Source organism: Candidatus Poriferisodalis sp. (genome assembly GCF_965208485.1).
Classification (GTDB): domain Bacteria; phylum Actinomycetota; class Acidimicrobiia; order Acidimicrobiales; family Poriferisodalaceae; genus Poriferisodalis.
Window position 1 is genome coordinate 1,974,944 of sequence record NZ_OZ242344.1, and the last position, 26,141, is coordinate 2,001,084.

A 26,141-nucleotide genomic window follows, 5' to 3' on the forward strand; every position below is an offset into this window, starting at 1 on the left:
GCTCGCGTTGCGAACAATTCACGAATACACGGCTCACCGGTCATCATGACCGATCAGTCGCAACCGCCAATCGAGTGCGTTGCGGTGACCGATCTGCACTCGGGTTGATTCACCCTGTTTTGCGCAGGCCGGGTGAAGTCCCGGTTGACGACCCGGCGGGTCGGTCTTTGACTGCGCGTTTTCCGCGTGTCGAACGGCAGCGGCGAATCGAGGCTGTTCGCGTACCGGATGCCCGACAGCGCGCTGCTGCGGTCGCTGGCGCTGAGCGGCGTCGATTTCGGGGCTTTCGACTGGGGGACCAGGGACTACTCGGCGACGGCGGCCGCCACGGTGAGCTCTGCCACGCTCACCTATGAGGCATTCGACGACGAAGCCGACGTCGTCGTCTCGCCCGCCGACACCGACACCGTCACGGACGGCCACCAAGTCGGCCTTGCGGAGGGCGCCAACACCGTCACGATCACGGTGACTGCGCCCGACGGCACAGTCACCGTGTACACCGTCACCGTCGATCGAGCGGCTGAGTCGCAGTCTGCGACTGTGCAGTTCGTGCCCGGTGAAGGCCCCATCGCACAGCAGCAGTCCGAGCAGCAGCAGGCCGAGCAGCAGGCCGGGCAGCAACAGGCCGAGCAGCAGGCCGGGCAGCAACAGGTGCAGGTCGGGCGGCGGCAGGCTGGACAGGCTGGTGGGCAAGGTGCCGAGCAGTGGGGGTCATGCCTGCGGGGGCGCCGGCACAGGTCTAGCAGGATGCTGAAATATGCAGGTCCGGCCGGAAGCGCAAGCCCCTGACCTGCGGGTTTGCAACTGGACACCGCCCGAGAATCGACTTTTCAGCATCCTGCTAGGAGGGTGGTCGGAAAAGGGGATCTTGCCGACACAGCAAGTCCCTGACCTGCGGGTTTGCATCTGACAAACGCCGAAATAGCGGCTTTCCGACCACCCTCCTAGATGGTCAGCTCCAAGGTTGGCGCTGGAAACCTGAGTGTGCAATAGACCAAGAAGAATCGAGAGACATCGATGACTTCCGTATCGCGGGTTGCTCGGCTCCTGAGTCCGTTGCCGACCTTGCGCTCCGGCTCAGCTCCGGCTCGGACATCCGCTGCTCGCGCCCGTGTTCCTGAGCGCTCAATATCCTTTTGCATATATTTCAGTATCTTTCACTATAGATGTTTGCACTGACCCCTTGGAAACAACCATCTAGTAGAGTCGGCTCAGGATGAGCCTGAAGTGGATTGTAGGTGAGCTGCTCATGGGAGCCTTGGACAAGTCATTGCGGAGCGTCTGGCCGCCATGTCGGTCCACTCGTCGAATAGCTGTTGCTGTGCTCGCATTCGGGCTGCTGGCGGCCGTCGTGGCGGTCGGACCCGCCTCCGCGCAGGCCGAGGAGGCCGACTGCGCTGCGAGCACGGCGACTGCGTGCTCGGTGACCGTTGGCGGCGCGCAGGTCAGCGGCACGCAGACGTCTGACAACGACGTGGACTGGTTCTCTTTCTCGGCCACAGCGGGACAGAGCTATCTGGCGATCCTCGGGTCGCAGCGGGTCCTCACCGGGGTGTATGACAGCACGGGCGATGTGCTGCCGGGCACGAACCGGCCGTACGAACAGAGTGCCGGCCTGGGCCAGATCAGGTACGCGTACGACCAGTGGGACAGACTTGGCAACTACCAGAGCTTCTCGGTCAGCGAGACCGGTACGCACTTCATCTCGGTGAACAGAGGGAGTCTCTCGCTCCATGACTCGTATTACGTGGAGCTCAAGTCGCTGACCGACGACTTCCCCTCGACCACTGCGACCACCGGGACGGTGACTGTGGGCGGCTCCATCGACGGGAACGCCGACTTCGGCTTCGATGTGGACTGGATCAAGGTCGTCTTGGAGCAAGACGTCAACTACGTCGTGACCATGACCGCGCGTCCTTTCAGCAGCGCCATGAGGTACCGCTTCGGGCGGTCCCACATGATGGCGGAGATCGTCGGCATCTACGACTCCTCGGGCGCCAAGCAGGCGAGGACCTCGGCACGGCCGGCCAATGAAATTGACTACGACTTCGACGAGGCCATCGTCAGGTTCGAGCCTGCTTCGGCAGGCAGCTACTTCATCGCCGTCACAGGGCACGGCACCGACAACGGCCCTTACACGGTGTCGGTGGCCGAGGAGACGGCGATCACGTTCGGCTCGTCGGCCTATGCGGCTGTGGAGGGCGGCGCCGCAGTCACCGTGGAAGCGGTCATCCCCGAGGCGCCCACGACAGCGGTGACGGTCCCGCTGAGCGTCTCCTATGGCGGCGGCGCCACAGCCGAAGACCACTCCGCGATCCCCGCGTCGGTGACCTTCGACGTGGCTGCGACCAAGGCGACCTTCACCGTTTCGGCCGCCAACGACAGCGACGACGACGACGGCGAATCGGTCACGATCAGCTTCGGCGCCCCGCCGTCGGGCCACACCGCCGCGGGGTCCACCACGGTGAGCTTTGTGGACAACGACGGCCCGGTCCTGGTCGGCAACACCGGCCAATACGAGAAGTCCGCCGAAGCCCTCGTCGACCATGACCACGCGCAGCGGTTCACCACCGGCAGCAACACCGACGGCTACAGCTTGACCAGCGTCGACGTCCGCCTCGAAACCGAGCTCGGCAGCGATGTCGCCGCCCCGGCGGTCAGCCTCGTCAGCGGCACATCACCCAGCACCGGCACCGCGACCGCGCTCACTGCGCCCGCCTCGCTCGATGCGGGCTCGGGCCCCAAGAAGTACTCCTACACCGCGCCGTCGGGCACCAGGCTTGACGCTTCCACCAGCTATTGGATCGTTGTCGAATCCGCCGCGACCGGCGGCGAGCACGTCCATTGGACGGTCACCGAGTTCGACGGAGAGGACCGCTTCTATCCCGGCTGGAGCATCGAGCACCAAGTGTGGCGCCGCAGCGCATCCGCCGTCGGTTCCTACACGGCCCAACCAGACCGTTCCATGATGCTCCAGATTCACGGCACGCCAGTCGGCGGTCTGTCGTCGCTGGCGCTGAGCGGCGTCGATTTCGGGGCTTTCGACTGGGGGACCAGGGACTACTCGGCGACGGCGGCCGCCACGGTGAGCTCTGCCACGCTCACCTATGAGGCATTCGACGACGAAGCCGACGTCGTCGTCTCGCCCGCCGACGCCGACACCGTCACGGACGGCCACCAGGTCGGCCTTGCGGAGGGCGCCAACACCGTCACGATCACGGTGACTGCGCCCGACGGCACAGTCACCGTGTACACCGTCACCGTCGATCGAGCGGCTGAGTCGCAGTCTGCGACTGTGCAGTTCGTGCCCGGTGAAGGCCCCATCGCACAGCAACAGGCCGAGCAGCAACAGGCTCAGGGGCAGTCCGAGCAGCAGCAGGCTCAGCAGCAGCAGGCTCAGCAGCAGCAGGCCGAGCAGCAGCAGGCCGAGCAGGAACAAGCTCAGCAGCAGGCCCAGCAGCAGCAGGCTCAGGGACAGTCCGGGCAACAGCAGGCTCAGGGACAGTCCGGGCAACAGCAGCAGGCTCAGCAGCAGGCTGAGCAGCAGCAGGCTCAGGGACAGTCCGGGCAACAGCAGGCTCAGGGACAGTCCGGGCAACAGCAGCAGGCTCAGCAGCAGGCTGAGCAGGAACAGGCTCAGGGACAGTCCGGGCAACAGCAGCCTCAGCAGCAGGCTGAGCAGCAGCAGGCTCAGCAGCAGGCTGAGCAGCAGCAGGCTCAGGGGCAGTCCGGGCAACAGCAGGCTCAGGGACAGTCCGGGCAACAGCAGCAGGCTCAGCAGCAGGCCGAGCAGGAACAGGCTCAGGGACAGTCCGGGCAACAGCAGCAGGCTCAGCAGCAGGCTGGGGAGCGGCAGGCCCAGGGGCAGGCTGGGGAGCAGCAGGTGCAGGTCGGGCGGCGGCAGGTTGGGCAGGCTGGTGGGCAAGGTGCCGAGTTGCATTCGGCTGTGAGTGAGAGTGATGGGGGTCTTGCTGCTACAGATTGCAGTGGGGATGTTCCTATCGTGGTCGCTGGGGATGAAGCCGCTCTGTCTGATCATTACAGCGCGGTGACCTTGGCCGGGGTGGTGGGCACCGATTGTGTTGTCTTGGCTGGCGGCCGTGATCAGCCGATGTCTGCTGTTCAGCGGTCTCGGTTGGATTCGGCGTCTTTGCCTGGCTATGTTGTCGGCGGCACGGCTGCTGTGCCGGATTCGAAGGTCGCCGGTTATGACTTGAAGCGTCTGGCCGGCGACGATCGTTGGCATACCGCCCGTCTAGTGGGGGTGGAGGCGGTGGTTGTCGGCGGCGGCGTTGATGCTGTCGATGTGGCTGCGTCGGCTGGCGCGGAGGGTTTCGACGCCGATTGCAGCGGGGACATCCCGATTGTGGTCGCCGCGGACGAGGCCTCGGAGTCTGATCGCTACAGCGCTGTGACTCTGGCCGGGGCTTTGGGCACCGATTGTGTTGTCTTGGCTGGTGATCGCAGCGATGAGCGGGCGATTCCCGCTGACCAGTTGGCTCGTCTGCGATCGGCTGCCGAGCCGGGGTTCATCGTGGGCGGCGTTGCTGCTGTGTCTCCCGCGAAGGTTCATCAGGTGTATGAGCACGGTCTGGTTCGCATAGCCGGCAAAGACCGCTGGCAGACCGCTCGTCTGGTCGGCGCCCAAGCAGTCGCATCTGCCGGCGGTGACGCATGAGACAGGCGCCGTCGCAGCGGGACGGTACGCGTCGGTGTGCTGAGCAGCCGGTTGGCCCGTCGGGGGGGCGCTGGCGGTGTTGGCAGTGGGGGTCATGCCTGCGGGGGCGCCGGCACAGGTCTAGGCGGCATCCGTGTCGGAGGCGCATCCAAGCCAATCCGCAGCCACTCAAGCAGCCCCACTGGCGGCGCGAGCGATGAGCGGGCGCAGCCGGCAATCACCTCGACCGCCATGTCCGCGAGCTCATCGGCCCGCTCGGCGCCCAGCCGGCAGCCGCCCACCAGCGCCGCGATGCGCGCCGACCGGTCGGGCGGGCTCGGCCGGCCACCCAGCCACCGATCGGCATCGTCGCGGAGAGGGGCGAACTGCCACACGGCGTGCGCGAGGTCCCACATCGGCGTCGATACGAAGATCCCGTCCCAGTCGATGAACGCCGTCGCCCGCCTGCGGCGAACACGGTGTTGCGCGGCGCTATGGGTCTGCCGCGTCTTAAGTCGCGTGATCCGCTCACGCATTTTCGCAGGTCAGAGACCTGCGCATGGGGGAAAATCACGCGACTTGACTGATGGCGGCCCCTATGTCCCCGTGGCACATGACCTGGCCCGCAGCGACGGCCTGGGACCCTCGGCGAAGCCCGTCCCCCGGGCGAACCCCGCACAGAATCAGGCGCGCCTGAAGATCGTCGCCGCTCCTGACCACGACGAGCTGATCGTGAAGCCCCACCGGCCGTTCTCGCTCGAGGTCGATGATGGTGTCGAGATCGCCGACGACTTCCGATTGGTCATCATTCCACAGGCCCGCAGAACAGGAATTTGCACCGTTCGGGCGCCTATCCGACAGATTCGTTGTGGTGCAGCCTCCGATTACCCCGCGGCCGCCGGTTTGACACTGGGCCTAGTGCACAGTGCAGATGTCGAATTCACGGGCGGAAACTGGAGACTCGACGCGGCTTGCAACGCAGAACGTGCTCCCGTCAACGTCGTCGCAGCGGGCGACGACACTCAGGTCAGGCTCACTTGCAACCTTCCAATTGGGTCGCTGAGGACTACAGGGGATCACGCGTTCTCTTTGAGGTGGACAAAAGACGAAGGCTCGAACATCTCGGGGCGCGAATCCGTGGCGTCGAGAGGCCCCGCAAGAGGCACGGGACATCGCAGTTCGCCGTCTATGACATCAGGACGCCGCTCAATGTCACCGAGAGCGCAGGACACCTCACTGACGTAGACGTCAGCCACCTTGATGCCGACAGGATCGACTACCTGACCGAACCGCGCGTTCTGGAGATCTCGGGTCGAACGGTCCAACGCGCTGCCAGTGAGCGCACACCGTTGCGTTGCCTGCCAGCGCGAGGCCGGAAGGTTCTCAGTCGGATCGTTCGACGCGTTGTCGGCGAGGACACACGAACACATCGCGTGCCCTTGGGAATTCTCGTACCGTGGACCAAACGGCCTCTGTCACGGGACGAGATCCGCGAACGCGCAGAACGAATTGCCCGGCTCTCCGACGTCGGCGGGAGACGGGTCAACTCGGGCAACTCTCGTGCCTGGCTCAACTGGTCAATCGCCCGCCTGCAGCACCGGGGACTTCGCGTGTTCGCCTTCGAGCGAGTCTTCCGGGGCGCATTTCGCATGGTCGGCTACGGCTACCGGCCTGGGCCGGCATTCCTGACATGGATCGCGACGGCGGCGACAGGTCTGCTCTACGCATGGCTGAACGGAGACCCAGCAAACGCAAATGAGAAGCTGGCCCCGATTGCGTTCGGCTGGCCCATGCTCGCGAAACTCGGCGAGTTCATGTTCCTGCCGATTGGCTACCTGCGACTGGCCAACACCAGCGACACGCTGGTCCTCACTCCGACAATTCCCGAGGACCTGCGGCCACAGGGACGAGCGCAACGGCGCAGCCCGAAGCTGCCCGACTCGATTGCCGAGCGCGACCCCAATCAAGCTTGGTACTGGACGCCGGAGTGGCAAGAAGGCGAAGAGCAGATCGAACTTGACCGAGCGACCGGCCGGTTCGGCCCAGTCTTCGACTCTGCCGATGAGTTTCTCGACGCTCTGCAAGCTCGCTACGACGGAGCCTGCAACCCAACCGTCATCGAAGACTGAGACTGCCTCGTTGCCGCCGCTTCGGGTCGAACGGCGCAGGGGTACTAGTGGTGTGTCGCGGTTTTCTTGCGGGCAGGTCGCGGCCCGCTGACCTGCGGAAACAGGCTTCGGCAGGCCCTGTGCAAATTGCCGACGCACCACTAGCTGTGGGTGCCGTTGATGAGCTCGTCTGTTGTCTTGGGGTCTGCCATCAGTCAAGTCACATGATTTCTTGCTGTGCGTAGCCTTCTGACCTGCGAAAACGCATGAGCCGATCGCGCGACTTAAGTCACGACGGGTCCTTGGGACGGAACATGTCCTTCGGCAAGTCAGCCAGGTTCACACGGCGATTGGGCGAGTAGCCGCCTGTGTAGGTCGGGCGTGAATCCCGGGACGGCCTACGTCTCGAGCGGCGTTTTCTGGCCATCAGCACTCTCCCTTCCCGGCGTACCTATTGGTCGAGACGCTAACGATTCGATGCCGGCCCACTTGAGCAGGATTCCGCCACCTGTCCACAAGAAAGCACCGCCGCGAGCCGATCTGTCGACAGGCCGGCCAAGCTGGGCACCGCGTTGGGGACCCGATTTATTCGTTTGGTGAAAAACGCCGCCAGACATAACGTCGCCCGGGTGACGGACAGCTACGCAGCACTTGTCGATCTGGGCAGTACGCCAGGTCCGCAGAGCTCGCCGAGCACGCTGATCCAGCCCGATGCGAGTTGTGGTGGACGCGAATGTGTACGTGTCGGCCGTGATGACGAAGGGCTCGCCGCACCGCATCTTTCAACGATGGCTCGCAGGCTCAGGAATCGAGGTCATCGCCTGCCAGCAACTGCTCGACGAAGTCCTCGAAGTGTTGACGACCCGGCCGCAAGTGATAAAGCGCGTCGACCACCACCTCGCAAACAGGATGATCTCGCGCTTGGTCACGGGAATCGGCCTTATGCCGGACCCCACCGACGTTCAGCAATGGACCCGCGACGGCGACGACGACTATCTCATAGCGCTCGCGAGAGAGCAGGGCGCTGACTGCATCGTGAGCAGAGACAAAGACCTCTTGGAGTGGGAGGAGCAGACTCCGCCCGTGATCACTCCGTCAGAATTCGAGAAGACTCTGAGACCGCTACCGCGGCACTAGATCACCAAGCCGGCTCAGCCAACGGCACCATGGGCGATGAGCGGGCGGAGCTGTTCGCCGATGCCGGCCCGGGCGGTCAGCCGGCTTCGATCATGGCCCGCAGGAGTCTGAGCTGCTTGGCGTCGGACGCCCCGATGGCGATGCGCACCAAGGGCCACATCACACGCCACAACACGATCGACTGCCCGGCGACGCATCGCACGATGGTGCTGGAGCGATCCTTGCCACGAGCGCGGAACGTCAGCGGGGTGGCCTTTTTCGGATTCAGTCCAGCGCTGACCGAATCTGCTTGGTGAGGATGCACAGACGCCGCTGGCGAGTGCGCGACTCGGCGAAGTCGGGGAAGAGACGCCGGTAGAAGCGTGATGCGTCATCGGTTTCCGCATCGATCAGCAGGCCGCGGCATCCGATTTCGGAACTGACGGCGAGCGTCCTACGGAGGACATCGCGGATGAGGCTGCTGCCCAAGCCGCGCCCTTCATGATTCACGTCGACCGCCAGTCGGGCCAACAGCGCGTACGGCTGCGGATACCTGCCGGTGCCGACGGTGAACCTCTCGGGCAGATTCTCGATCATCTCCGCAGTCATGCACCATGCGAAGTAGGCCGCCACCTCACGAGAGTTCGCGGAGGCCGTGACCACATAGGTCCTCGCCGTCCCACCAGGCGTTATCTGCTGCGCGGCGTGACCTCGGAGCCATCTGGTTTGATCCTCGGACCGGGACGTGAACGTGCGCGTGTCATGCTGCCGACTCAACGGCACGGGCCGCGAATACTGGGTTGTCACGCAGAGTCGAACACCGAGGGCGCATTCATGAATGCGCGGAGGCCGTCTACATGTTCTGGGGCGCTGTCGAGTTGCCGGTGCCATTGTTCGAGTTCGTCCGAGTCTGCGAATACGAGAGGCATGAATGCCCGACGGGCGGCGTATTCGCAGTACAGGCTGACCAACGCGGGTCCGAACTCATCTGGTGACGGCTCTCTGCGGGACATGAGCGCCGATGTAAAGAAGTCGCTCATCGACGTGTCCGAGATGGCGGCATCCGACCAAGCGTCTTCAGGCAACTCCCCGCGGGCGTCGCGCCACGGTGCTTCTCCGTGCGTGCAAGCGACGAGGTCATCAGCCGAGAAGTCGGCGAGCGCTCGTTGGACGATTTCGAGAGTGTCTGACTCGTGTGATTCAAGCGCCTCTGGACCGCCCGCCTTCGGGGGGCCCGGCCACGGGTGACGCAGCGTCCTCCATCCCCGGTGCTCACGGAAGACGGTTCGGACCACTGGGCCATTGGACCAAGCTTCGATCCTGTCGGAGAAAAGAGGCACGCCATGCTCGGCCAAATGGCATCCGTGCGCGTAATACAGCAGCTTCTGCAGCCGCATCGACGTCATCTCGAGTTCGCGAGCAACCATGCTCGCCGCGACGTTGAGCACATCGGCCATTTCCGCACCTCCTTCCTCAAGAATTCAAGCTATAGGAGCACCCTGTCCTGCCAGTGGCCCTCCCGGGGCGCCGGCTGCAGCGGTCCGGTTCAGGCAGGTTGCGCCGCTCGGCGACGCAACATCAGAATGCCTCTTGCCGCGGGTCCTGTCGACTGAATTTCGGCGCGTCATGAGCTGACGGCAGCGCGGGCGGTCAGGCGTCTTCGAGCGTGGCCCGCAGGAGTCTGAGCTGCTTGGCGTCGGACGCCCCGATGGCGATGCGCACCAAGGGCCACATCACACGCCACAGCACGCCCGTGCTCTGGCAGTCGGCGGTCAGCGTGAGGGGTGAGGTGCCCTCATCATGGGGGTGGACCTCGTAGGCGTAGTCCGCCCTCACGCCGCCCTGAACCGAACGCAGCACGATCGACTGCCCGGCGACGCATCCCACGATGGTGCTGGAGCGATCCTTGCCACGAGCGCGGAACGTCAGCCGGGTGCCCTCGGCGGTCTCCCCGTCGGCGGCGATCGTGTCGATCCCGGGCATCCACCGGTGAGCGTTCGGCCAGTCGACCAGGGCGGCCCACACGTGCGGAGCCGGGTGACCGATGATCTCTTCGACCGAGAATGCCTGCGCCATGACGTGTCTCCTCGACGGCCCATTGTGCCCCCGAGCACCCGGGTGTCCCCGGTAAATCGGTCGGCGCTCTGAGTGGGCTGTCGTTACGCTTCGGACATGGAGCAGCTCAAGTTGGAGCTTGACGCTGAACTGGCTCGATTCCTGAACAAGCGCGCCCACGAGCTTCGCAGCACACCCGATGTCTTGGTTTCGTCCCTGCTCACTCACTGGCTCCGGATCGCTCACGAGCAGGAACCCCTCGGCTCGGACGAGACGGTCCAAGATCGCATGGCCAAGATCGCCGAGCACTACGCGGACGAGAGCCGCGAGACGCTCGAAGACGACCCTGATCTTGGCCTCGATGCGGCCAACCCGTCGCCAGGAGCCGCCGAAGCCACGGTCCAGGAACAGGCCCTGCCACGAGGCTCGGGCGATGAAGAACTCACTGCTCAGATGAGCGACGCCGAAATCAGACAGGCATTCGCCGAGATCGCCGAGAACTACGAGGAGATCAGCCGTGAGGTCTTCGGCGACGAACCGCCCCTCTCAGCGGATCTCCTCCCCGAGCGCTTCTTCGTTGCCTACCGAGTCGCGATTCCCGAGAAACCTCAGAGTGCGAACTGGACATCGGCGTTGATGGAGCGCATCGAGCGGATTCTCACGCTGCGACTGAAGAAGCGCCCCACTGAGCCGAGCCCGAACACCTTGCAGATTTGGCTTCCCCGGGATGCGCGGATCGACGGGCCGACCCTCCTCTTTGTCGAGCCGGACCCCGTGCGGTCGGAACTCTCTACTGCCGCTGACCAGTGATCCTCGTCGACGACGGGCTCGCGGTGAGAGTCTTGGCGGGACAGGCGAGCGCCACTTGGCCGGATGAGGTTCCGTCGGTGGCATGGGCCTTTTACGTGAGGTTGCTGACTGTGCTGCGCAGGAACATCCGCCAGCGCAGCGAGATCGCACGGCCAGGCAAGATCTCCCGGCTCGCGACCGACGAGGTCATCCGATACGCATCGGCGCCGCCGCCAGAGGTTCTTCAGGTTGTAGACCCGCGGCCCTACGCGGCGCTGGCAGTGGACGTGCTCCGTCGCCATGGCTCCGGCATCAACCGGCTCGCCGCAGACTTCCTCGCTGCCGCAATTCACCACCAGACCCCTCTTCATGTCATCGAAGGCAATGTCGGCAGGAACTGGCAAGCGCTCTGCGACACGGAAGGCGTGGAACTGCGAATCGTGCCCGCCCGCGAGTAGCTCACATGCGCACTCGCAGCTGCAACGAACACCGAGTACATGACACCCGCTGAAGAATTCGAGTTCTACAGCCGACCGAAGAACCTGCGTCCCCAAGGACCGGCGCAACGCCGCGGCCCGACGCGGTCAGGCGTCTTCGAGCGTGGCCCGCAGGAGTCTGAGCTGCTTGGCGTCGGACGCTCGAATGGCGATGCGCACCAAGGGCCACATCACACGCCACAGCACGCCCGTGCTCTGGCAGTCGGCGGTCAGCGTGAGGGGTGAGGTGCCCTCATCATGGGGGTGGACCTCGTAGGCGTAGTCCGCCCTCACGCCGCCCTGAACCGAACGCAGCACGATCGACTGCCCGGCGACGCATCGAACGATGGTGCTGGAGCGATCCTTGCCACGAGCGCGGAACGTCAGCCGGGTGCCTTCGGCGGTCTCCCCATCGGCGGCGATCGTGTCGATCCCGGGCATCCACCGGTGAGCGTTCGGCCAGTCGACCAGGGCGGCCCACACGTGCGGAGCCGGGTGACCGATGATCTCCGCGACCGAGAATGCCTGCGCCATGACGTGTCTCCCCGACGGCCCATTGTGCCCCCGAGCACCCGGGCGCCCTCCATCCGCACGCCGCCCGGCGTGCTTCAGTGTGATCGCTCGGCGATCGTCCCAGGGGTGCGACTGACGGCGGTGGCCCACGTGCGGCTATCCACACATATCCACCCGATCAATTCCAGCAACTGAATGTGATCACGCTCCAGATCGCGGCGGAAGATCGGCTCATGATGGGCGATCCGGTTGCGGAGAACATGCAACCCCTGCATTCGCCGTTCGACATCAGCACGTATGCGGCGCGCGTGACCTTGGGCGGGATGTTGGGGGAACGCCGATGCGAGGGCCGGCACCCACAGAGCCGTGAGATAGGCGGGCACGCAGAGAAACCTCCAGAAGCCGAATCCGAGTTCTGCGATGACCCCACCGTGGGTGAAGGAGCCGGAACCGCGATGGCCCGCACGCTGTACTGCAGTGTCAATGGCCTCGCGTTGGCGACGGCGAAACAGCAGATCGTGGTCGTACCACGGTTGCGTCCAGCCGTTGCTTGCGGCGAGGTCGTTCAGTGCTCTGTCGAATGCGTTGCGGAGTATGACTTCGAGCCGACCGAGGTCTGCATGCACTGCGCCTGCCACAGCGCTGTTCCAGTCGTACAGGCTCAGGGCCACAGAGAGGTCGCCCGACGCGGAGTCGAGATAGGGGCCCATGCGCTCGACGGTGATGCGCTCCGCTACGACATCGATATCGAAGGCGGGTGGTTGTGCCGCTGACGTCATGGATCTAAGGTGGCTCTCGAACACCCCGGAACCGTCCCTGCTTCGGCAAACGGCCGGGGTTACGTCTTTTCGGGATTCGACACTTCAGGCACCGCCAAGTGGGTGCTCCTCGCTGCGAACCCGAATCAAGCTGCCATCGCACCGTACTGTCGGCTTCCGAGACGACACGCATGGTTTTCTCGCGGGACTGGGATCACCCTTCGGGTTGGGCAGCCGCGGCCCCGGCGATCACCTCCACCACCATGTCCGCGAACTCAACGGCCCGCTCGGCGCCCAGCCTGTAGCCGCCCACCAGCGCCGCGATGCGCGCCGACCGGTCGGGTGGGCTCGGCCAACCACCCGGCCATCGATCGGCATCGTCGCCGACAGGGGCGAACTGCCAGACGGCGTGAGCGAGGTCCCACATCGGCGTCGAGACGAAGATCCCGTCCCCGTCGATGAACGCCATCACCCGCCCGCCGGCGAACACGGTGTGGCGCGGCGCTATGTCGCCGTGGCACACAACCTGGCCCAGAGACTGACGCCAGCACTCCTGAACGAAGCAAGAAATACTGTTGCCGAGATGCGGGCGACCTTCCGCAGCGGTCCGCGCGAGCCTGAAATCACGCTGCGCTCGCGACGCAATGTGCCGCTCGCCACGTTCAAGCAATGGGCTGCTGCACGCGGACTCGACCTGATACTCGCTGGTCTGGCGCTAGTGCTCGCAACTGTGCTGATGGGATGCCTGGCGTACGCCCACGTCGTCACCGGAGACGAATACGAGTCCTATGGGTGGCTGCTCGTGCCACTGGTCATCATGTTCGTCGCGCTGTCGTTGACCGCGACATATGAGACCTGGGCGACAGCCGCGACCGGGCAGACAAGAGGAAAGGGCCTGAAGGGAATACAAGTCGTGCGCCTGCGTGACGGTCGTAAGCCGGGCGTAGGGGCCTCATTCGTCCGCGCTGCTTTGCCCGTCTCCCCGCGGCGGACGGCTTTGTCCCGCGGAGTGGTGGGTTTTGGGGTTGAGCCTCGGTGTTGGTTGCCGGTTTGATTGCGGCTGGTGTGACGGTAGCGGGTTCGCGGTGGAGTTGGCTCATGGAGTCTTGTGAGAGGCAGCGCCGCTGGGTGGCCTGCCATTCGTCGTGGAGGTCGGCCAGAATGGCGCCGACGAGGCGGATGGCGGACGCTTTGTTGGGGAAGATCCCCACGACTTGTGATCGTCGTTTGGTCTCTTTGTTGACGCGTTCGAGGGGGTTGGCGGGTCCGGATCTTCTGCCAGTGCGCTTTGGGGAAGGCTGCGAGGGCGAGCACGTCGCTCTTGGCGTCGGCCGTGAGGGGGCCGGCTTTGGGGAAGGCGTCGGCGAGCTGGGCGGCGACGCGGTCCCAGGCGTCCGCGGCGGCGTGGGCGTCGGGCTGGGCGAAGATGGTCCCGAGCAGTGCTGCGGCCATCTGTTGGTGGGTGCGGGGCACCACGGCGAGCAGGTTGCGGACGAAGTGCACCCGGCAGCGCTGGCGGGCTGCGCCACAGAACCAGCGGTCAGCGGCGGCTCGCAGGCCGCGGTGGGCGTCGGCGATGACCAGCCGGACGCCGGTGAGGCCGCGGTCGCGCAGCGAACCCAGGAACTGGTCCCAAAAGGCTTCGCTCTCGCTGTCGCCGAGGTCGCAGCCGAGCACTTCGCGGTTGCCGTCGGCGGCGATCCCCGTCGCGACCACCGTCGCCGTCGAGGTCGGCTGGCCGACGCTGTTGCGCACTTTGAGATACGTGGCGTCGAGACAGACGCAGGGGAACTCGATGTGATCGAGGCGGCGGCCCCTGAAGGCCTCCACGGTCTCGTCGAGCCCGGCGCAGATCCGCGACACCTCCGATTTGGAGATGCCCGACTCGGCGCCCAAAGCGGCGACCAGGTCGTCCACCGAGCGGGCCGACACGCCCGCCACACAGGCCTCCATGACCACTGCGTGCAGCGCCCGGTCGATGCGCCGGCGGGGCTCGATCACCGACGGCATGAAACTGCCCCTGCGCAGCTTGAGGATCCTCAGCTCCACATCGCCGGCCTGGGCCGCCAACAGACGCGCACGGCGCCCGCTGCGCTCGTTGGTGCGGGTCTGGGTGCGCTCATAGCGGCCAGCGCCGACCGCCTCGGCCGCCTCGGCCTCGATCAGCTCCTGGAGCACCAGACGCACCGCGTCACGTACCAACTCCGCGCCGCCCCCGGCGCGGAAAGTCTCCCACAGCTGCGCTGTGGCAACATCAGACAGGGCCATCGGACATGTCCTCCTCGATGAGTGAGTGATTGCTCTCACCGAGGACCGTGCCGATGGCCCACCCAACAGTGGACCCCGTCAGCTACCCAAAAGCCCACCACTCACCAGGACGCTGCCCTAGCTGTCGCTGCCGTTGACGAGTTCGTCCGTTGTCTTGGGACGGAACAGGTCCTTCGGAACATCTGCTGGACCCACACCAGGCCTTGGCGAGTAGCCGCCAACGTAGGTCGGGCGTCGATCCCGGGGCGGCTTACGCTTGGAGCGGCGCTTTCTGGCCATCAGCCTTCTCCGTTCCCTGTTCACGTACCTGCCGAAACTCTAATGACTCGATGTCAGCCCACTTGAGCAGGATTCCGCCGCCAGTCCATACATAGTCGCCATCGAGCCTGACCGGGCTGCCTGTCTCTTGGTCGAACTCGACTGCGTGCGCGAGGTAGATGTCCTGGGCCGGTCCGTCCGCTCCGACGTACGACCTGATCTCATCAGCATCCGCATACAGGCCACCCACCCATCGACCCGACCGCAGACGGCAACTCACAAACCCCGCCGCCCTGGTGTCGAACAGCAGATCCCAAGCAGACGGGGCACGGATTGGGCCGAGCAGCCTCGACAGCGGCGATCCCGAGCGACGCACCAGCAAGCTCAGCGCCCACCCTCCCGATGCCGGCAGCACCAGATACAGGCCCGGGACGAGATACAGCCACGCCGGTAGTGGCTCGCGTTCGGCGAAGTCACGCCAGTAGGTGGCGACCAGCCAGTACAGCGGCCCCGCTCCCACCGCAAGGCAGACCGCCGACAGGCCGGCCAACCGCAGGAACCAGTCCTTCAGACGCCGGCCGTAGCGCTGCACATGCCGCTCGAATCCCCAGGCTGCAAACGCTCCGGGGAGCAGCAGCACCAGCACCAGCAGTGCGGCCTCGTAACCAGACGTCACCGAGCCATCTTCAGCCGCTGCGGCAACACGCCCGGCGCCGTCGTTGCGTCATGGCAGCACAGTAGACGTGATCTTTAGGTAGATCCCAGTGATTTTCGTGTCAGCTGCAGCGCGGGCGGTCAGGCGTCTTCGAGTGTGGCCCGCAGGAGTCTGAGCTGCTTGGCGTCGGACGCTCGAATGGCGATGCGCACCAAGGGCCACATCACACGCCACAGCACGCCCGTGCTCTGGCAGTCGGCGGTCAGTGCCAACGCCGTCAGTGCCAATGCCGTGCCCGCGGCTCGGCCTCGCCGAGGTGCGCTGTGAGACGTGCGAAGTCGTCGAGATCGGAGGTGATGATGATGTCGTCGAGATGGATTGCGCATGCGAGCAGGTGAGCGTCGACGACATCGGACGTGCCCGAATGGCGCAGAAGCGTTCCGACCGGCGAAATCTGTGTTGCGGTGAAGGGGCGCACGTCCAGCGCGCCTAGGAGTCGAGACAATCGAGCCTGCCGCGAGCCGTCCCGCCACACCTGCGCGACCGTCGGGGCTGTGGTGCGCAGCGCCTCGCCCACCTGCAGAGCGGCCTCGACGAAGTCCTTGGCTGCAGGCTCGTCTCGATCAATGGCGACCAGCACGCCGGCGTCGAGGATCACCGTTGGCTGAAGAAGCGCTCTCTCATCGCGGCCACACCATCGGGGTCGGGCGGCCCCGACTCGGCTGACCACTCTTCCATGAAGGCCTCCAGGGCACGGCGACGGCGGTGCTCGTCGGCCAGCATTGCGATCCCCTGCTTGATCGCTGCTGATCGGCCGCCGAACTCGGGCGCGATCTCGTCAAGCAGCTCCCGATCCTCGCCGTCGAGGCGCACTGTGGTCGTCTCAGCTGTCGTAGCGGCGGTGCCCTCGGCCTCCATGTCCTCAACGATAGTCGCCATGGTCGCTCCTGCTCTCATCGCGTCACATGATGAATTGAAAATAGATGAAATTGCTTGACGTGCAAATTGATTTTCTCGCGTTCGACGGCACGACTCCCAGCACCGTGAGGTCCCAATCGCCCAGTCCCTCGCTCGGGCGGTCAGGCGTCTTCGAGCGTGGCCCGCAGGAGTCTGAGCTGCTTGGCGTCGGACGCCCCGATGGCGATGCGCAGCAAGGGCCACATCACACGCCACAGCACGCCCGTGCTCTGGCAGTCGGCGGTCAGCGTGAGGGGTGAGGTGCCCTCATCGTGGGGGTGGACCTCGTAGGCGTAGTCCGCCCTCACGCCGCCCTGAACCGAACACAGCACGATCGACTGCCCGGCGACGCATCCCACGATGGTGCTGGAGCGATCCTTGCCACGAGCGCGGAACGTCAGCCGGGTGCCCTCGGCGGTCTCCCCGTCGGCGGCGATCGTGTCGATCCCGGGCATCCACCGGTGAGCGTTCGGCCAGTCGACCAGGGCGGCCCACACGTGCGGAGCCGGGTGACCGATGATCTCTTCGACCGCGAATGCCTGCGCCATGACGTGTCTCCTCGACGGCCCATTGTGCCCCCGAGCACCCGGGTGCCCCCCACCCGCACCCCGCCCGGCGTGCGGAGCGGTTGCGGCGAGGTTCGCCTTAGACGGAATGGGGAGCGCCGAAGCGGACCGAACCGGCGATAGCGTGTTCGTGAAAGCCCCGGAACCGTCCCTGCTTCGGCAAACGGCCGGGGTTACGTCATTTCGGGATTCGACACCTCAGGCATCCTGATCAAGCCTGGCCACAGCGTCGCGAGCGATGTCGGGATTGCGGCGGATCTCGGCCCGCAGCTGTGTCTCATAGAACCGCTTGCGGCCTGCGTCCACGACGGTCTCCCAACCGGGACGGGCGCGTACCAGCCTCTCCTGGATGAGCATTTCAATGACGTCTTCGAGGATCGGTCGGTAGTGGATGCCGCCATCCTCGTTGTGTGCACCGCCGACCGCGAAATGAAGCGCGTCTTGGGGATCCGGGTCCCGGCCCACCGCCTCCATGACATGTGAAAACGGATCGCTCATTGGCGAATATCTTGCGCAATCACGTGCCTGCGCATCAAGGTCATTCAGCGTGGGGCGGCAACGAATACCACGTCTGGTGTGCCAGCGCCGTCTCGAACCGGCCGGCGCGTGCCTGTGCCTCGAGTTCCTCGCGGGTGAATCCGGTCTCGGCGATCGCGGCTTCGAGCGCTTCCCGAGCCTCGTAGGGAGTCGGGCGATGCACGACGATCTCGCTGGGTTCGGCATACGTCACTGGCACGTGTTCTCTCCTTGCCGTGGGTTGGATCATCGTGTCATCGAAGTGACGTCGGGACGTGCCCCGCTCCCGTCGACATCTCGCGAACCTTGGCTCTCTCGAACCCTCGACGCGTTGGCGACGCTAGATGTCGTCTTGCCCGTTGGGCAGCATTTTGGTCCGGGTTCCGTTGGAACCCGCTTTGCCACGGACCTCTGTCGAGGTCCAGATCGGACCCCCTCTGGGGGTCCCATCTATTCGTTTGGTGGCGGCAGCCGCCAGACGTAACGTCGCCGAGGTGTCGGACCGCCACGCAGCACTTGTCGATCTGGGCTGCACGAGCGGTCTCGCCAAAGAACTGAAACGACTGGCGGAAGAGGCTTCTGCACGACCGCCAGGACTCCCACAGCGGCCAGAGCTTGTTTGTCAGGTTAAACTGACAAACATGAGCCTCATCGCTCACGACCGCCTGCCGGCGAAGCCCATCGACGCGCTGCGCGAACTCGTGCGCGCCATCGATGAGTGCGATGAACTCAAGCGCGAGACGGTGGCTGCGGCTCGCGAGGCAGGGGCCACGTGGGAGGCCATCGGCAGGGCCCTGGGCATCACCCGACAGTCAGCTTGGGCGCTCTACTCGGCCGACGCTGCTGCTCTCAGCGCTGACCTCGCCGAAAGTGCCGCGAGGAACACCGACCTCTCCGAAGACGAGGCAGCCGACATCGCCGTCGAGGCAGTACGCCAGGTCCGCGGAGCTCGCCGAGCACGCTGATCCAGCCCGATGCGAGTTGTGGTGGACGCGAATGTGTACGTGTCGGCCGTGATGACGAAGGGCTCGCCGCACCGCATCTTTCAACGATGGCTCGCAGGCTCGGGAATCGAGGTCATCGCCTGCCAGCAACTGCTCGACGAAGTCCTCGAAGTGTTGACGACCCGGCCGCAAGTGATGAAGCGCGTCGACCACCACCTCGCAAACAGGGTGATCTCGCGCTTGGTCACGGGAATCGGCCTTATGCCGGACCCCACCGACGTTCAGCAATGGACCCGCGACGGCGACGACGACTATCTCATAGCGCTCGCGAGAGAGCAGGGCGCTGACTGCATCGTGAGCAGAGACAAAGACCTCTTGGAGTGGGAGGAGCAGACTCCGCCCGTGATCACTCCGTCAGAGTTCGAGAAGACTCTGAGACCGCTACCGCGGCACTAGATCACCAAGCCGGCTCAGCCAACGGCACCATGGGCGATGAGCGGGCGGAGCTGTTCGCCGATGCCGGCCCGGGCGGTCAGCCGGCTTCGATCATGGCCCGCAGGAGTCTGAGCTGCTTGGCGTCGGACGCCCCGATGGCGATGCGCACCAAGGGCCACATCACACGCCACAACACGCCCGTGCTCTGGCAGTCGGCGGTCAGCGTGAGGGGTGAGGTGCCCTGATCGTTGGGGTGCACCTCGTAGGCGTAGTCCACCCTCACGCCGCCCTGAACCGAACGCAGCACGATCGACTGCCCGACGACGCATCCCACGATGGTGCTGGAGCGATCCTTGCCACGAGCGCGGAACGTCAGCCGGGTGCCCTCGGCGGTCTGCCCGTCGGCGGCGATCATGTCGATCCCGGGCATCCACCGGTGAGCGTTCGGCCAGTCGACCAGGGCGGCCCACACGTGCGGAGCCGGGTGACCGATGATCTCTTCGACCGAGAATGCCTGCGCCATGACCTGTCTCCCCGACGGCCCATTGTGCCCCTGCGCACCCGAGCGCACCCCGCCCGGCGTGCGGAGCGGAGGCGGCGCGGTTCACCTTGGACGGAATGGGAAGCGCCGAAGCGGGCCGAACCGGCAGTAGCGTGTTCGTGAAAGCCCCGGAACCGTCCCTGCCTCGGCAAACGGCCGGGGTTACGTCCTTTTGGGAAGCCGCCACGTCGAGCGCCGGTATGGTGATGACATGGTGTTGACGCGGCTCACCGTCGATGGACGGGTGACACTTCCGAAGGAGCTTCGGCTTGCCGCGGGTCTGCACGACGGCGACGAGCTTGTGGCTGAAGTCGTCAATGATGGCATTCTGCTCCGACCTTGCTCTGAGCATGACCCCGATCAGGCTTGGTACTGGACACCGGAGTGGCAAGCAGGCGAGAAGCAGATCGAAGTTGATCGTGCGGCCGGCCGGTTCGGCCCGGTTTTCGACTCTGCCGATGAGTTTCTTGACGCGCTGCGGGCTCGCGCCGACGGGCCAAGCGACGCATCCGTCATCGAAGACTGAGCCAGCCTCGGCCAGCTTGACACCGACTCTGGAACGCCATGCCGACGTTCGAGTGGGAGGTCGTGTTCAGGCGTGAATTCGCCGGACTTGACCGCGACAGCCAGGCCGCCTTCCTCGCTGCAGTTGCGCAATTCGTCGAGGACTTGGCGGCAGGACGCTCGCCACGGCCCGGCTTACGGGTCAAGGGCGTGAGAGGGCATTCAGGCGTGTTCGAGATGAGCTGGGCCGAGGACGGCCGGGCAACGTTCGCCTACGGTGACGAGCGGATCCAAGGTCAGCCGCACATCATCTGGCGACGGGTCGGGACTCACGCAATCTTCCGTCGCCCTTAGCCGACGATCACCTCCACCACTACGTCGGCGAGTTCATCGGCCCGCTCGGCGCCCAGCTGGCAGCCAGCCCGCAGCCCGGGCGGTCAACCCTCTTCGAGCGTGGCCCGCAGGAGTCTGAGCTGCTTGGCGTCGGACGCCCCGATGGCGATGCGCACCAGGGGCCACATCACACGCCACAGCACGCCCGTGCTCTGGCAGTCGGCGGTCAGCGTGAGGGGTGAGGTGCCCTCATCGTGGGGGTGGACCTCGTAGGCGTAGTCCGCCCTCACGCCGCCCTGAACCGAACGCAGCACGATCGACTGCCCGGCGACGCATCCCACGATGGTGCTGGAGCGATCCTTGCCACGAGCGCGGAACGTCAGCCGGGTGCCCTCGGCGGTCTCCCCGTCGGCGGCGATCATGTCGATCCCGGGCATCCACCGGTGAGCGTTCGGCCAGTCGACCAGGGCGGCCCACACGTGCGGAGCCGGGTGACCGATGATCTCTTCGACCGAGAATGCCTGCGCCATGACGTGTCTCCTCGACGGCCCATTGTGCCCCCGAGCACCCGGGCGCCCTCCATCCGCACCCCGCCCGGCGTCGAGGATCACCGTTGACTGAAGAAGCGCTCACTCATAGCGGCCACGCCGTCCGGGTCGGGCGGTCCCGACTCGGCTGACCACTCTTCCATGAAGGCCTCCAAGGCACGGCGACGACGGTGTTCGTCGGCCAGCATTGCGATCCCCTGTTTGATCGCTGCTGATCGGCCGCCGAAGTCGGGCGCTATCTCGTCGAGCAGCGCCTGATCCTCGTCGTCGAGGCGCACTGTGGTCGTACCGGCGGTGTCCTCGGCCTCCATGTCCTCAACGGTATTTGTCTCGTCCGATGACGAGGCTGCCGGTACCGCCGAGCGGGCGGCAGTAGCGTGGCTGCGAACACCCCGGAACCGTCCCTGCTTCGGCAAACGGCCGGGGTTACGTCTTTCGGGAATCCACCACGTCAAGCACCGGCGGCAACTCGTCAGACCGCAATCAGGCCTGGCGTGATCGCTCGGCGATCGTCCCAGGGGTGCGGCTGACGGCGGCGGCCCACGTGCGGCTGTCCACACACATCCACCCGATCAGTTCCAGCAACTGGTTGAAGTCACGCTCCAGATCGCGGCGGAAGATCGGCTCATGATGGGCGATCCGGTTGCGGAGCAAGTGCAGTCTCTCCATCCGATGCTCGACCTCGGCACGGATGCGGCGCGGGTCACCTTGGGCGGGATGTTGGGGGAAAGCCGATGCGAGCGCCTGCACCCACAGAGCTGTGAGATAGGCGGGGCCGCAGAGGAACCTCCAGAACCCGAACCCGAGTTCGACGATGACGCCGCCGTGCCCTGGGGTACGACGCTTGCGCCGGCTCGCGCGATGCACCGCAGAAGCGACAGCTTCGCGGGCGACCTCGCCGCTGCGCCCACGGAAGAGTGATTCTTGGGCGTACCACGGCTGTGTCCAAGCCTTTGAGGCTGCGAGACTCGTGAGCGCCATGTCGACGGCGTTGCGAAAGACGACCTCGAGTCGGCCGAGGTCCGCGTGCATGGCTCCCGCCACTGCGCTGTTCCAGTCGTACAGGCGCAACGCTGCGGCGTAGTCGCCCGCCGAATCGTCAAGATACGGCCCCATGCGGGCAGCCGTGAGGCGCTTCGCTACGACTCTGAGGTCGTAGACCGTCTGTGGCGCCGGTGCCATCACGGAGTAAGATGCCTCCCGAAAACCCCGGAACCGTCCCTGCTTCGGCAAACGGCCGGGGTTACGTCTTTTCGGGACTCGACACTTCAGGCACCGCCAAGTGGGTGCTCCTCGCCGCGAACCCGAATCGAGCTGCCGTCGCACCGTACTGTCGGCTTCCGAGACGACACGCATGGTTTTCTCGCGGGACTGGGATCACCCTTCGGGTTGGGCAGCCTCAGCCCGGGCGATCACCGCCACCACCATGTCCGCGAGCTCATCGGCCCGCTCGGCGCCCAGCCGGTAGCCGCCCACCAGCGCCGCGATGCGCGCCGACCGGTCGGGTCGGCTCGGCCAGCCACCCAGCCACCGATCGGCACCGTCGCAGACAGGGGCGGGCTGCTGCACGGCGTGCGCGAGGTCCCACATCGCACACGTCCTGGGGCCCTCCTCGAAGCCGGTCGCCGGAGCGAACTCCCCGACGCAGTCGTGATGGAACCGCAACTGCTCCCCACCGACGCCAGCCCGCCGCGTCCCTGCCTCCAGCACTCCGCGTTGGCCAGCATCCACCCCTCAACCCAGGTGAGCACTGTCGTCCTAAAGCCACTATCAATTGGTGCATGGCGGCTAACTGTTCCTAACCAGCCCCAAGTTCCCAGCCGCCAGCAGAAGGGCATCGGCAATAGGAGTCTCGACACATGGAAGCAACTGATTTGGGATCGCTGAGCGATCTCGACGCCAAGATTCAAGGACTCTCGAACGGTGACGAAAAGGCCAGCGAGATCGCAACGGAAATGATCTCGCAGCTCTGGAGTCAAGAAGGTCTTACCTCCGAGATCAACAGCCATGAAGTCCGAGTTGCCGGCATCCTGCGAATCACTGCAGCCGCTAGCTATTACTTGTATGACCATCCGAATCGCCGTCATGTCATTAGTTTCCTTCGAGAGCGTCTGGCAGAAACTAACTCAAGACTGCCTAAGGACTACAAGATAGGCCGTCCTCATCAGGCCAACGAGATCTGTCGGAGCTTGGCGCGTATTGCCATTGATGCCGAAGCTCATCTGACTTCCGCGCTCGGGTCCTACGACGGAATTGCGAGCCTCAAGAAGTTCAGGACCACTCTGCTCAAGGCTCTTAACGACGACCGGTCGAGGGCTACTCTCCGACCCTTCTTGGCTTTGAACGCCGATCCTTCTGACGCGTTTCAAAAGTGTCTAGGAGCCGCGATCCAGTATTCCGAGTCCACGGCTGAGAGCGCACGCGCCAGCCTTGACAATGCCACCCATCTGATCGAACAGATCGAAAGCCAGCTCACACAGGCTCCAGCAACGATCGCGGAGCCGTTTGCGTTTGTAATGCGGCGCCTTCGTGAAGACATGATCGATCACTTTGAGTCGAGTTCGTTCAGTAAACCAGCATCGGTGACCCTCAAAACGGATCTACGCCTTCATCCTCTTCACGTCGACGGCCTGGAACTATCGGTGCCGATCGAGCTGCGCAATGAGGGCGAAGGAGTAGCTCTTAACCTCGAAGTCGATATGTCAGAAGCGATCGGTATCAAGTTGCCAAACGCGCCGGTGCGCTTGTCCGATCTGGCACCGGGTTCCATCCTCATCGAATTCAACGTCCAGACCGATCCCGGAGGCATGAAGGACCTGGAATGCGCTGCATGTATCTTCAAGATTACTTGGATGAATTCGGACGGCTCCATCAAAGATTCCGAGATCGAAGCTGAGCTGCGTCCGCAAGACCCAGACATTGACTGGGAAGATCTATCGTACAAGAATCCATACAGCCTCGAAGCAGTAGAAACTGAGGACGAGTTGATTGGCCGGTCAGCCATGTTGAGGGGCATTACGCGTGTTCTCTCCGCACAGCGGGTCGAGTCGGCATATGTTCATGGTCAAAAACGCGTCGGCAAGACTTCACTTGCACACGTAGCCTTGAAAGTCGCAAGAGAACGACGAAGTGCCGAGACAATCTATATCGAGGCCGGCGAGATTGCGAGCCCAACACCTTCTGCGGCTATTGATGGTTTGGCGCGGGCATTAGTCGAACAGTTGGATGATCGCTATCGGTTACCCAGCGACTTGCGTCTACCATCATATGATGGCAGCCTCGTACCGCTTGTAAGGGCCCTGAGGTATGTGGCAACGGCGGAACGGCCCGTACTTATTGCCATAGATGAATTTGATCGTTTTCCGACTCCACTATATCGACGCGGCACAGAAGGAGATGCTTTCTTCATTGCGTTACGTAGTATCGCAACCATCGAAGGAGTGGGTCTGTTGCTGATTGGCGGAGAGCGGATGAAGATCATCATCAATGGTCCTGGGGTAGAACTAAACAAATTCAGTGCATTCTCCGTCGATTATTTAGACAAAGCGACTCAATGGAGTGATTTCGAAGACCTCGTCCGGAAACCTGCCGGAGATTATGTCACATTTACAACAAGCGCTTGCGAGCGAATCTATGACCTTACCGCAGGAAATCCCTACTACACGAAGCAACTCTGCGGGAAGATTCTCGAACTCGCGACGGAGCGGCGGGACGCTTATGTCGATGTGCGAGAGGTTGAGATTGGCAGCAAGGCACTGCTCAAGGCAATAGATGCAGTCAGTTTTGCTCACTACTGGGAAGACCACGTATTGGAGCCCGATTCCAAGCGTGACGAAGTAACCCTCAATCGTCGCCGGTGCCTTTTGGCGCTCGGGTCGGCTTGGGCCGAATCTGAGGCAGTGACGACCGAAAGTGTTGCTCGTGAATCTAGTCAGTTAGGACTTGACTACGCAGATACAGAACGCGAACTTCGTCAGTTTAGGGAACGAGGCTTCCTCCTAGAAGAGCAAGGTACATGGGCACCCAGAGTTGATCTCTTCCGTCGCTGGATCTGTGATTATGGCCAGGCGCAGCTAGTGGTCTCGGCGGCAGAACTAGAGTCGGTAGAAGCACTTGTCCGCGAGCGTGCCTCGCTGCGAATATCGATTGACGAAGCCGATACAGTAGCCGAAGCCCTGGGTACCTATCGCGGGCGATCGATCTCAGGAGATCGAGTAGTTGAATACCTGAGGCAATTCGGAGATGCTTCGAAGCAGCGCATCATTCTCAAACTCTTGCAACACGTGACCGCAGTTTCGAACGTCGACGAAAACCGATTGCTGCGCGCCGCCTTCGAGGCAGTTACCCGTCGCCTCAGAGAACGCGATGGCGATTGGCAGCAAAAACAGATCGCGCTGTCATACTACGGCTCGTCTGGAAAGAGCAGCGCAGCCACAGCACGAATACTCAATACAGCGAATGGACGTAGGTTTGAACCCAGAGGTGTAGTCGACCCGGCAAAGCTTGCTTCACTAGCCGAGACTAGCGTCACCGATGTCATCGTCGCCGATGATTTTGTAGGAACCGGAGATTCACTCATTGCGGGCCTCACTGAGTTGCGCGAATTTGTGCCTGACAATGTGCAGTTACACTTGTTCGTATTGGCGGCGGACCCAGTAGGTCTAGATCGTGTCGTGGAATGTGCGCGCGAGCTGTTCGAGGAACGATGCACTGTTGATTGCCTAACCAGCGTTCTGGGTGCTTCCACTCTGTTTGAAGTTGGCAGTGGCGTCTTCGATAGCGAGCGAGAGTGCGTCGATGCGAAAGCACTAATCAGTGAGTTTGGTGTAAAGTTGAACCCTCAATCGCCGCTGGGTTACGGCGATCGCTGCTCCCTCGTGGTGTTCCCGAGTACAATACCAAATAATGCACCACCGATATTGAGGCAATCGTCATCGGGAACATTCGAGTTCACTGCCCTGTTTGAGCGCAACTCTTCTAAGTAACTGCCAGGCGATTTGAGCGCAGTCCTGGCCTACTGTGATGGCCTGACGAGTATTGACCTATACGACAGAACTAGGAACGCGCGCCAAAATCCTGGCAAACCTCTAAGGAAGAGCCTTATATTGCTCTAGAAGGCAGATGCGCCAGAACAGGTCGGCCGG

General features: G+C 64.0%; 32 protein-coding genes and 1 pseudogene. 13 read left to right on the forward strand and 20 right to left on the reverse strand.

Annotated elements, in window-relative coordinates; all coding sequences use genetic code 11:
* Positions 1–186: 186 nt before the first annotated feature.
* Both ACOGXQ_RS09135 and ACOGXQ_RS09140 read left to right on the forward strand, forming a co-directional pair.
* Positions 187–789: a cadherin-like beta sandwich domain-containing protein gene (locus ACOGXQ_RS09135; protein WP_419947096.1), complete on the forward strand. Its 603-nt coding sequence runs from the start codon at positions 187–189 to the stop codon at positions 787–789.
* A 460-nt stretch (positions 790–1,249) separates the two neighbouring features.
* A complete protein-coding gene (locus tag ACOGXQ_RS09140; protein ID WP_419947097.1) occupies positions 1,250–4,678 on the forward strand; it encodes a choice-of-anchor R domain-containing protein in 3,429 nt (1,142 codons plus the stop codon).
* 92 nt (positions 4,679–4,770) lie between these two features.
* Here ACOGXQ_RS09140 and ACOGXQ_RS09145 read toward each other — a convergent pair whose 3' ends face one another.
* Positions 4,771–5,193: a hypothetical protein gene (locus tag ACOGXQ_RS09145; RefSeq protein ID WP_419947098.1), complete on the reverse strand. Its 423-nt coding sequence runs from the start codon at positions 5,191–5,193 to the stop codon at positions 4,771–4,773.
* 558 nt (positions 5,194–5,751) lie between these two features.
* Here ACOGXQ_RS09145 and ACOGXQ_RS09150 point away from each other — a divergent pair.
* The 3 genes from ACOGXQ_RS09150 to ACOGXQ_RS09160 all read left to right on the forward strand — a co-directional run bounded on the left by ACOGXQ_RS09150 (position 5,752) and on the right by ACOGXQ_RS09160 (position 8,198).
* Positions 5,752–6,786, forward strand: coding sequence for a hypothetical protein (locus tag ACOGXQ_RS09150; RefSeq protein ID WP_419947099.1), 1,035 nt, complete (start codon positions 5,752–5,754; stop codon positions 6,784–6,786).
* Between the two features lie 702 nt (positions 6,787–7,488).
* Entirely contained in the window at positions 7,489–7,902 is a 414-nt protein-coding gene (locus ACOGXQ_RS09155; RefSeq protein ID WP_419947100.1) for a putative toxin-antitoxin system toxin component, PIN family, read from the forward strand.
* 29 nt (positions 7,903–7,931) lie between these two features.
* Positions 7,932–8,198, forward strand: a complete 267-nt coding sequence (locus tag ACOGXQ_RS09160) for a hypothetical protein (protein WP_419947101.1) — start codon at positions 7,932–7,934, stop codon at positions 8,196–8,198.
* On the opposite strand, the gene ACOGXQ_RS09165 is transcribed toward ACOGXQ_RS09160, so the two are convergent.
* The 3 genes from ACOGXQ_RS09165 to ACOGXQ_RS09175 form a co-directional block, all read right to left on the reverse strand.
* Positions 8,167–8,664 (reverse strand): GNAT family N-acetyltransferase, encoded by a 498-nt coding sequence (locus ACOGXQ_RS09165; protein ID WP_419947102.1) that lies wholly within the window; start codon positions 8,662–8,664, stop codon positions 8,167–8,169. The genes ACOGXQ_RS09160 and ACOGXQ_RS09165 overlap by 32 nt on opposite strands.
* A gap of 20 nt (positions 8,665–8,684) precedes the next feature.
* On the reverse strand, positions 8,685–9,338 hold the full coding sequence (locus ACOGXQ_RS09170; RefSeq protein ID WP_419947103.1) for a Panacea domain-containing protein: 654 nt from the start codon (positions 9,336–9,338) through the stop codon (positions 8,685–8,687).
* Between the two features lie 193 nt (positions 9,339–9,531).
* Positions 9,532–9,957 carry an SRPBCC family protein gene (locus tag ACOGXQ_RS09175; RefSeq protein ID WP_419947104.1) on the reverse strand — a complete coding sequence of 142 codons (426 nt, stop codon included), beginning with the start codon at positions 9,955–9,957 and terminating at the stop codon, positions 9,532–9,534.
* A 96-nt stretch (positions 9,958–10,053) separates the two neighbouring features.
* Between ACOGXQ_RS09175 and ACOGXQ_RS09180 the strand changes: the two genes are divergently transcribed.
* Both ACOGXQ_RS09180 and ACOGXQ_RS09185 read left to right on the forward strand, forming a co-directional pair.
* A complete protein-coding gene (locus ACOGXQ_RS09180; RefSeq protein ID WP_419947105.1) occupies positions 10,054–10,746 on the forward strand; it encodes a hypothetical protein in 693 nt (230 codons plus the stop codon).
* Positions 10,747–10,823: 77 nt separating this feature from the next.
* Positions 10,824–11,183, forward strand: coding sequence for a hypothetical protein (locus ACOGXQ_RS09185; protein WP_419947106.1), 360 nt, complete (start codon positions 10,824–10,826; stop codon positions 11,181–11,183).
* Between the two features lie 126 nt (positions 11,184–11,309).
* Here ACOGXQ_RS09185 and ACOGXQ_RS09190 read toward each other — a convergent pair whose 3' ends face one another.
* The 3 genes from ACOGXQ_RS09190 to ACOGXQ_RS09200 form a co-directional block, all read right to left on the reverse strand.
* Positions 11,310–11,735, reverse strand: a complete 426-nt coding sequence (locus tag ACOGXQ_RS09190) for an SRPBCC family protein (protein ID WP_419947107.1) — start codon at positions 11,733–11,735, stop codon at positions 11,310–11,312.
* Between the two features lie 74 nt (positions 11,736–11,809).
* Complete coding sequence (locus ACOGXQ_RS09195) at positions 11,810–12,493, reverse strand: hypothetical protein (protein ID WP_419947108.1); 684 nt, start codon at positions 12,491–12,493, stop codon at positions 11,810–11,812.
* 193 nt (positions 12,494–12,686) lie between these two features.
* Positions 12,687–13,142, reverse strand: a complete 456-nt coding sequence (locus ACOGXQ_RS09200) for a phosphotransferase (protein ID WP_419947109.1) — start codon at positions 13,140–13,142, stop codon at positions 12,687–12,689.
* Between the two features lie 66 nt (positions 13,143–13,208).
* Here ACOGXQ_RS09200 and ACOGXQ_RS09205 point away from each other — a divergent pair, with 66 nt between their 5' ends.
* The gene (locus ACOGXQ_RS09205; RefSeq protein WP_419947367.1) at positions 13,209–13,526 is read left to right on the forward strand and encodes an RDD family protein; all 318 of its coding nucleotides are present in this window, start codon (positions 13,209–13,211) and stop codon (positions 13,524–13,526) included.
* Here the strand turns inward: ACOGXQ_RS09205 and ACOGXQ_RS09210 are convergent.
* From ACOGXQ_RS09210 to ACOGXQ_RS09245, 8 genes and pseudogenes are all read right to left on the reverse strand, one after another.
* Positions 13,525–14,740: pseudogene (locus ACOGXQ_RS09210) on the reverse strand (IS256 family transposase); the annotation flags it as partial. The gene ACOGXQ_RS09205 and the pseudogene ACOGXQ_RS09210 overlap by 2 nt on opposite strands.
* A 250-nt stretch (positions 14,741–14,990) precedes the next feature.
* A complete protein-coding gene (locus tag ACOGXQ_RS09215; RefSeq protein WP_419947110.1) occupies positions 14,991–15,674 on the reverse strand; it encodes a DUF6338 family protein in 684 nt (227 codons plus the stop codon).
* Between the two features lie 119 nt (positions 15,675–15,793).
* Positions 15,794–15,940, reverse strand: coding sequence for a hypothetical protein (locus ACOGXQ_RS09220; protein ID WP_419947111.1), 147 nt, complete (start codon positions 15,938–15,940; stop codon positions 15,794–15,796).
* Positions 15,931–16,311 (reverse strand): PIN domain-containing protein, encoded by a 381-nt coding sequence (locus ACOGXQ_RS09225; protein ID WP_419947112.1) that lies wholly within the window; start codon positions 16,309–16,311, stop codon positions 15,931–15,933. The genes ACOGXQ_RS09220 and ACOGXQ_RS09225 overlap by 10 nt, the downstream gene beginning before the upstream one ends.
* Complete coding sequence (locus ACOGXQ_RS09230; protein ID WP_419862978.1) at positions 16,308–16,592, reverse strand: hypothetical protein; 285 nt, start codon at positions 16,590–16,592, stop codon at positions 16,308–16,310. The genes ACOGXQ_RS09225 and ACOGXQ_RS09230 overlap by 4 nt, the downstream gene beginning before the upstream one ends.
* Before the next feature lie 140 nt (positions 16,593–16,732).
* On the reverse strand, positions 16,733–17,158 hold the full coding sequence (locus ACOGXQ_RS09235) for an SRPBCC family protein (RefSeq protein WP_419947113.1): 426 nt from the start codon (positions 17,156–17,158) through the stop codon (positions 16,733–16,735).
* Between the two features lie 216 nt (positions 17,159–17,374).
* On the reverse strand, positions 17,375–17,674 hold the full coding sequence (locus ACOGXQ_RS09240) for a hypothetical protein (protein ID WP_419947114.1): 300 nt from the start codon (positions 17,672–17,674) through the stop codon (positions 17,375–17,377).
* A gap of 40 nt (positions 17,675–17,714) precedes the next feature.
* Complete coding sequence (locus ACOGXQ_RS09245; RefSeq protein WP_419862980.1) at positions 17,715–17,912, reverse strand: hypothetical protein; 198 nt, start codon at positions 17,910–17,912, stop codon at positions 17,715–17,717.
* Positions 17,913–18,333: 421 nt separating this feature from the next.
* Here ACOGXQ_RS09245 and ACOGXQ_RS09250 point away from each other — a divergent pair, with 421 nt between their 5' ends.
* Together ACOGXQ_RS09250 and ACOGXQ_RS09255 are read left to right on the forward strand one after the other, a co-directional pair.
* Complete coding sequence (locus ACOGXQ_RS09250; RefSeq protein WP_419947115.1) at positions 18,334–18,657, forward strand: hypothetical protein; 324 nt, start codon at positions 18,334–18,336, stop codon at positions 18,655–18,657.
* Positions 18,658–18,678: 21 nt separating this feature from the next.
* On the forward strand, positions 18,679–19,092 hold the full coding sequence (locus ACOGXQ_RS09255) for a putative toxin-antitoxin system toxin component, PIN family (RefSeq protein ID WP_419947116.1): 414 nt from the start codon (positions 18,679–18,681) through the stop codon (positions 19,090–19,092).
* Between the two features lie 76 nt (positions 19,093–19,168).
* Here ACOGXQ_RS09255 and ACOGXQ_RS09260 read toward each other — a convergent pair whose 3' ends face one another.
* Positions 19,169–19,594 carry an SRPBCC family protein gene (locus ACOGXQ_RS09260; RefSeq protein WP_419947117.1) on the reverse strand — a complete coding sequence of 142 codons (426 nt, stop codon included), beginning with the start codon at positions 19,592–19,594 and terminating at the stop codon, positions 19,169–19,171.
* A gap of 229 nt (positions 19,595–19,823) precedes the next feature.
* Between ACOGXQ_RS09260 and ACOGXQ_RS09265 the strand changes: the two genes are divergently transcribed.
* On the forward strand, positions 19,824–20,138 hold the full coding sequence (locus ACOGXQ_RS09265) for an AbrB/MazE/SpoVT family DNA-binding domain-containing protein (RefSeq protein WP_419947118.1): 315 nt from the start codon (positions 19,824–19,826) through the stop codon (positions 20,136–20,138).
* 38 nt (positions 20,139–20,176) lie between these two features.
* The gene (locus tag ACOGXQ_RS09270; protein WP_419947119.1) at positions 20,177–20,470 is read left to right on the forward strand and encodes a hypothetical protein; all 294 of its coding nucleotides are present in this window, start codon (positions 20,177–20,179) and stop codon (positions 20,468–20,470) included.
* A gap of 83 nt (positions 20,471–20,553) precedes the next feature.
* Here the strand turns inward: ACOGXQ_RS09270 and ACOGXQ_RS09275 are convergent, their stop codons facing one another.
* From ACOGXQ_RS09275 to ACOGXQ_RS09290, 4 genes are all read right to left on the reverse strand, one after another.
* Positions 20,554–20,979: an SRPBCC family protein gene (locus ACOGXQ_RS09275; RefSeq protein WP_419947120.1), complete on the reverse strand. Its 426-nt coding sequence runs from the start codon at positions 20,977–20,979 to the stop codon at positions 20,554–20,556.
* Positions 20,980–21,056: 77 nt separating this feature from the next.
* The gene (locus tag ACOGXQ_RS09280) at positions 21,057–21,308 is read right to left on the reverse strand and encodes a hypothetical protein (RefSeq protein WP_419947121.1); all 252 of its coding nucleotides are present in this window, start codon (positions 21,306–21,308) and stop codon (positions 21,057–21,059) included.
* 172 nt (positions 21,309–21,480) lie between these two features.
* Positions 21,481–22,179 (reverse strand): hypothetical protein, encoded by a 699-nt coding sequence (locus tag ACOGXQ_RS09285; RefSeq protein WP_419947122.1) that lies wholly within the window; start codon positions 22,177–22,179, stop codon positions 21,481–21,483.
* A gap of 195 nt (positions 22,180–22,374) precedes the next feature.
* Positions 22,375–22,728 carry a hypothetical protein gene (locus tag ACOGXQ_RS09290; RefSeq protein WP_419947123.1) on the reverse strand — a complete coding sequence of 118 codons (354 nt, stop codon included), beginning with the start codon at positions 22,726–22,728 and terminating at the stop codon, positions 22,375–22,377.
* Between the two features lie 128 nt (positions 22,729–22,856).
* On the opposite strand from ACOGXQ_RS09290, the gene ACOGXQ_RS09295 reads away from it, so the two are divergent.
* Complete coding sequence (locus ACOGXQ_RS09295; protein WP_419947124.1) at positions 22,857–25,982, forward strand: phosphoribosyltransferase-like protein; 3,126 nt, start codon at positions 22,857–22,859, stop codon at positions 25,980–25,982.
* Positions 25,983–26,141: the final 159 nt, after the last annotated feature.

Coding starts and splice junctions, on each gene's coding strand:
- ACOGXQ_RS09205 (WP_419947367.1), top strand. CDS start 13,209: ATGGGATGCCTGGCGTACGCCCACGTCGTCACCGGAGACGAATACGAG.
- ACOGXQ_RS09240 (WP_419947114.1), bottom strand. CDS start 17,674: ATGAGCGATCCGTTTTCACATGTCATGGAGGCGGTGGGCCGGGACCCG.
- ACOGXQ_RS09230 (WP_419862978.1), bottom strand. CDS start 16,592: ATGGCGACTATCGTTGAGGACATGGAGGCCGAGGGCACCGCCGCTACG.
- ACOGXQ_RS09180 (WP_419947105.1), top strand. CDS start 10,054: ATGGAGCAGCTCAAGTTGGAGCTTGACGCTGAACTGGCTCGATTCCTG.
- ACOGXQ_RS09285 (WP_419947122.1), bottom strand. CDS start 22,179: ATGGCACCGGCGCCACAGACGGTCTACGACCTCAGAGTCGTAGCGAAG.
- ACOGXQ_RS09190 (WP_419947107.1), bottom strand. CDS start 11,735: ATGGCGCAGGCATTCTCGGTCGCGGAGATCATCGGTCACCCGGCTCCG.
- ACOGXQ_RS09275 (WP_419947120.1), bottom strand. CDS start 20,979: ATGGCGCAGGCATTCTCGGTCGAAGAGATCATCGGTCACCCGGCTCCG.
- ACOGXQ_RS09265 (WP_419947118.1), top strand. CDS start 19,824: ATGGTGTTGACGCGGCTCACCGTCGATGGACGGGTGACACTTCCGAAG.
- ACOGXQ_RS09250 (WP_419947115.1), top strand. CDS start 18,334: ATGAGCCTCATCGCTCACGACCGCCTGCCGGCGAAGCCCATCGACGCG.
- ACOGXQ_RS09145 (WP_419947098.1), bottom strand. CDS start 5,193: ATGCGTGAGCGGATCACGCGACTTAAGACGCGGCAGACCCATAGCGCC.
- ACOGXQ_RS09260 (WP_419947117.1), bottom strand. CDS start 19,594: ATGGCGCAGGCATTCTCGGTCGAAGAGATCATCGGTCACCCGGCTCCG.
- ACOGXQ_RS09195 (WP_419947108.1), bottom strand. CDS start 12,493: ATGACGTCAGCGGCACAACCACCCGCCTTCGATATCGATGTCGTAGCG.
- ACOGXQ_RS09175 (WP_419947104.1), bottom strand. CDS start 9,957: ATGGCGCAGGCATTCTCGGTCGAAGAGATCATCGGTCACCCGGCTCCG.
- ACOGXQ_RS09235 (WP_419947113.1), bottom strand. CDS start 17,158: ATGGCGCAGGCATTCGCGGTCGAAGAGATCATCGGTCACCCGGCTCCG.
- ACOGXQ_RS09160 (WP_419947101.1), top strand. CDS start 7,932: ATGGGCGATGAGCGGGCGGAGCTGTTCGCCGATGCCGGCCCGGGCGGT.
- ACOGXQ_RS09270 (WP_419947119.1), top strand. CDS start 20,177: ATGCCGACGTTCGAGTGGGAGGTCGTGTTCAGGCGTGAATTCGCCGGA.
- ACOGXQ_RS09170 (WP_419947103.1), bottom strand. CDS start 9,338: ATGGCCGATGTGCTCAACGTCGCGGCGAGCATGGTTGCTCGCGAACTC.
- ACOGXQ_RS09140 (WP_419947097.1), top strand. CDS start 1,250: ATGGGAGCCTTGGACAAGTCATTGCGGAGCGTCTGGCCGCCATGTCGG.
- ACOGXQ_RS09295 (WP_419947124.1), top strand. CDS start 22,857: ATGGAAGCAACTGATTTGGGATCGCTGAGCGATCTCGACGCCAAGATT.
- ACOGXQ_RS09280 (WP_419947121.1), bottom strand. CDS start 21,308: ATGGAGGCCGAGGACACCGCCGGTACGACCACAGTGCGCCTCGACGAC.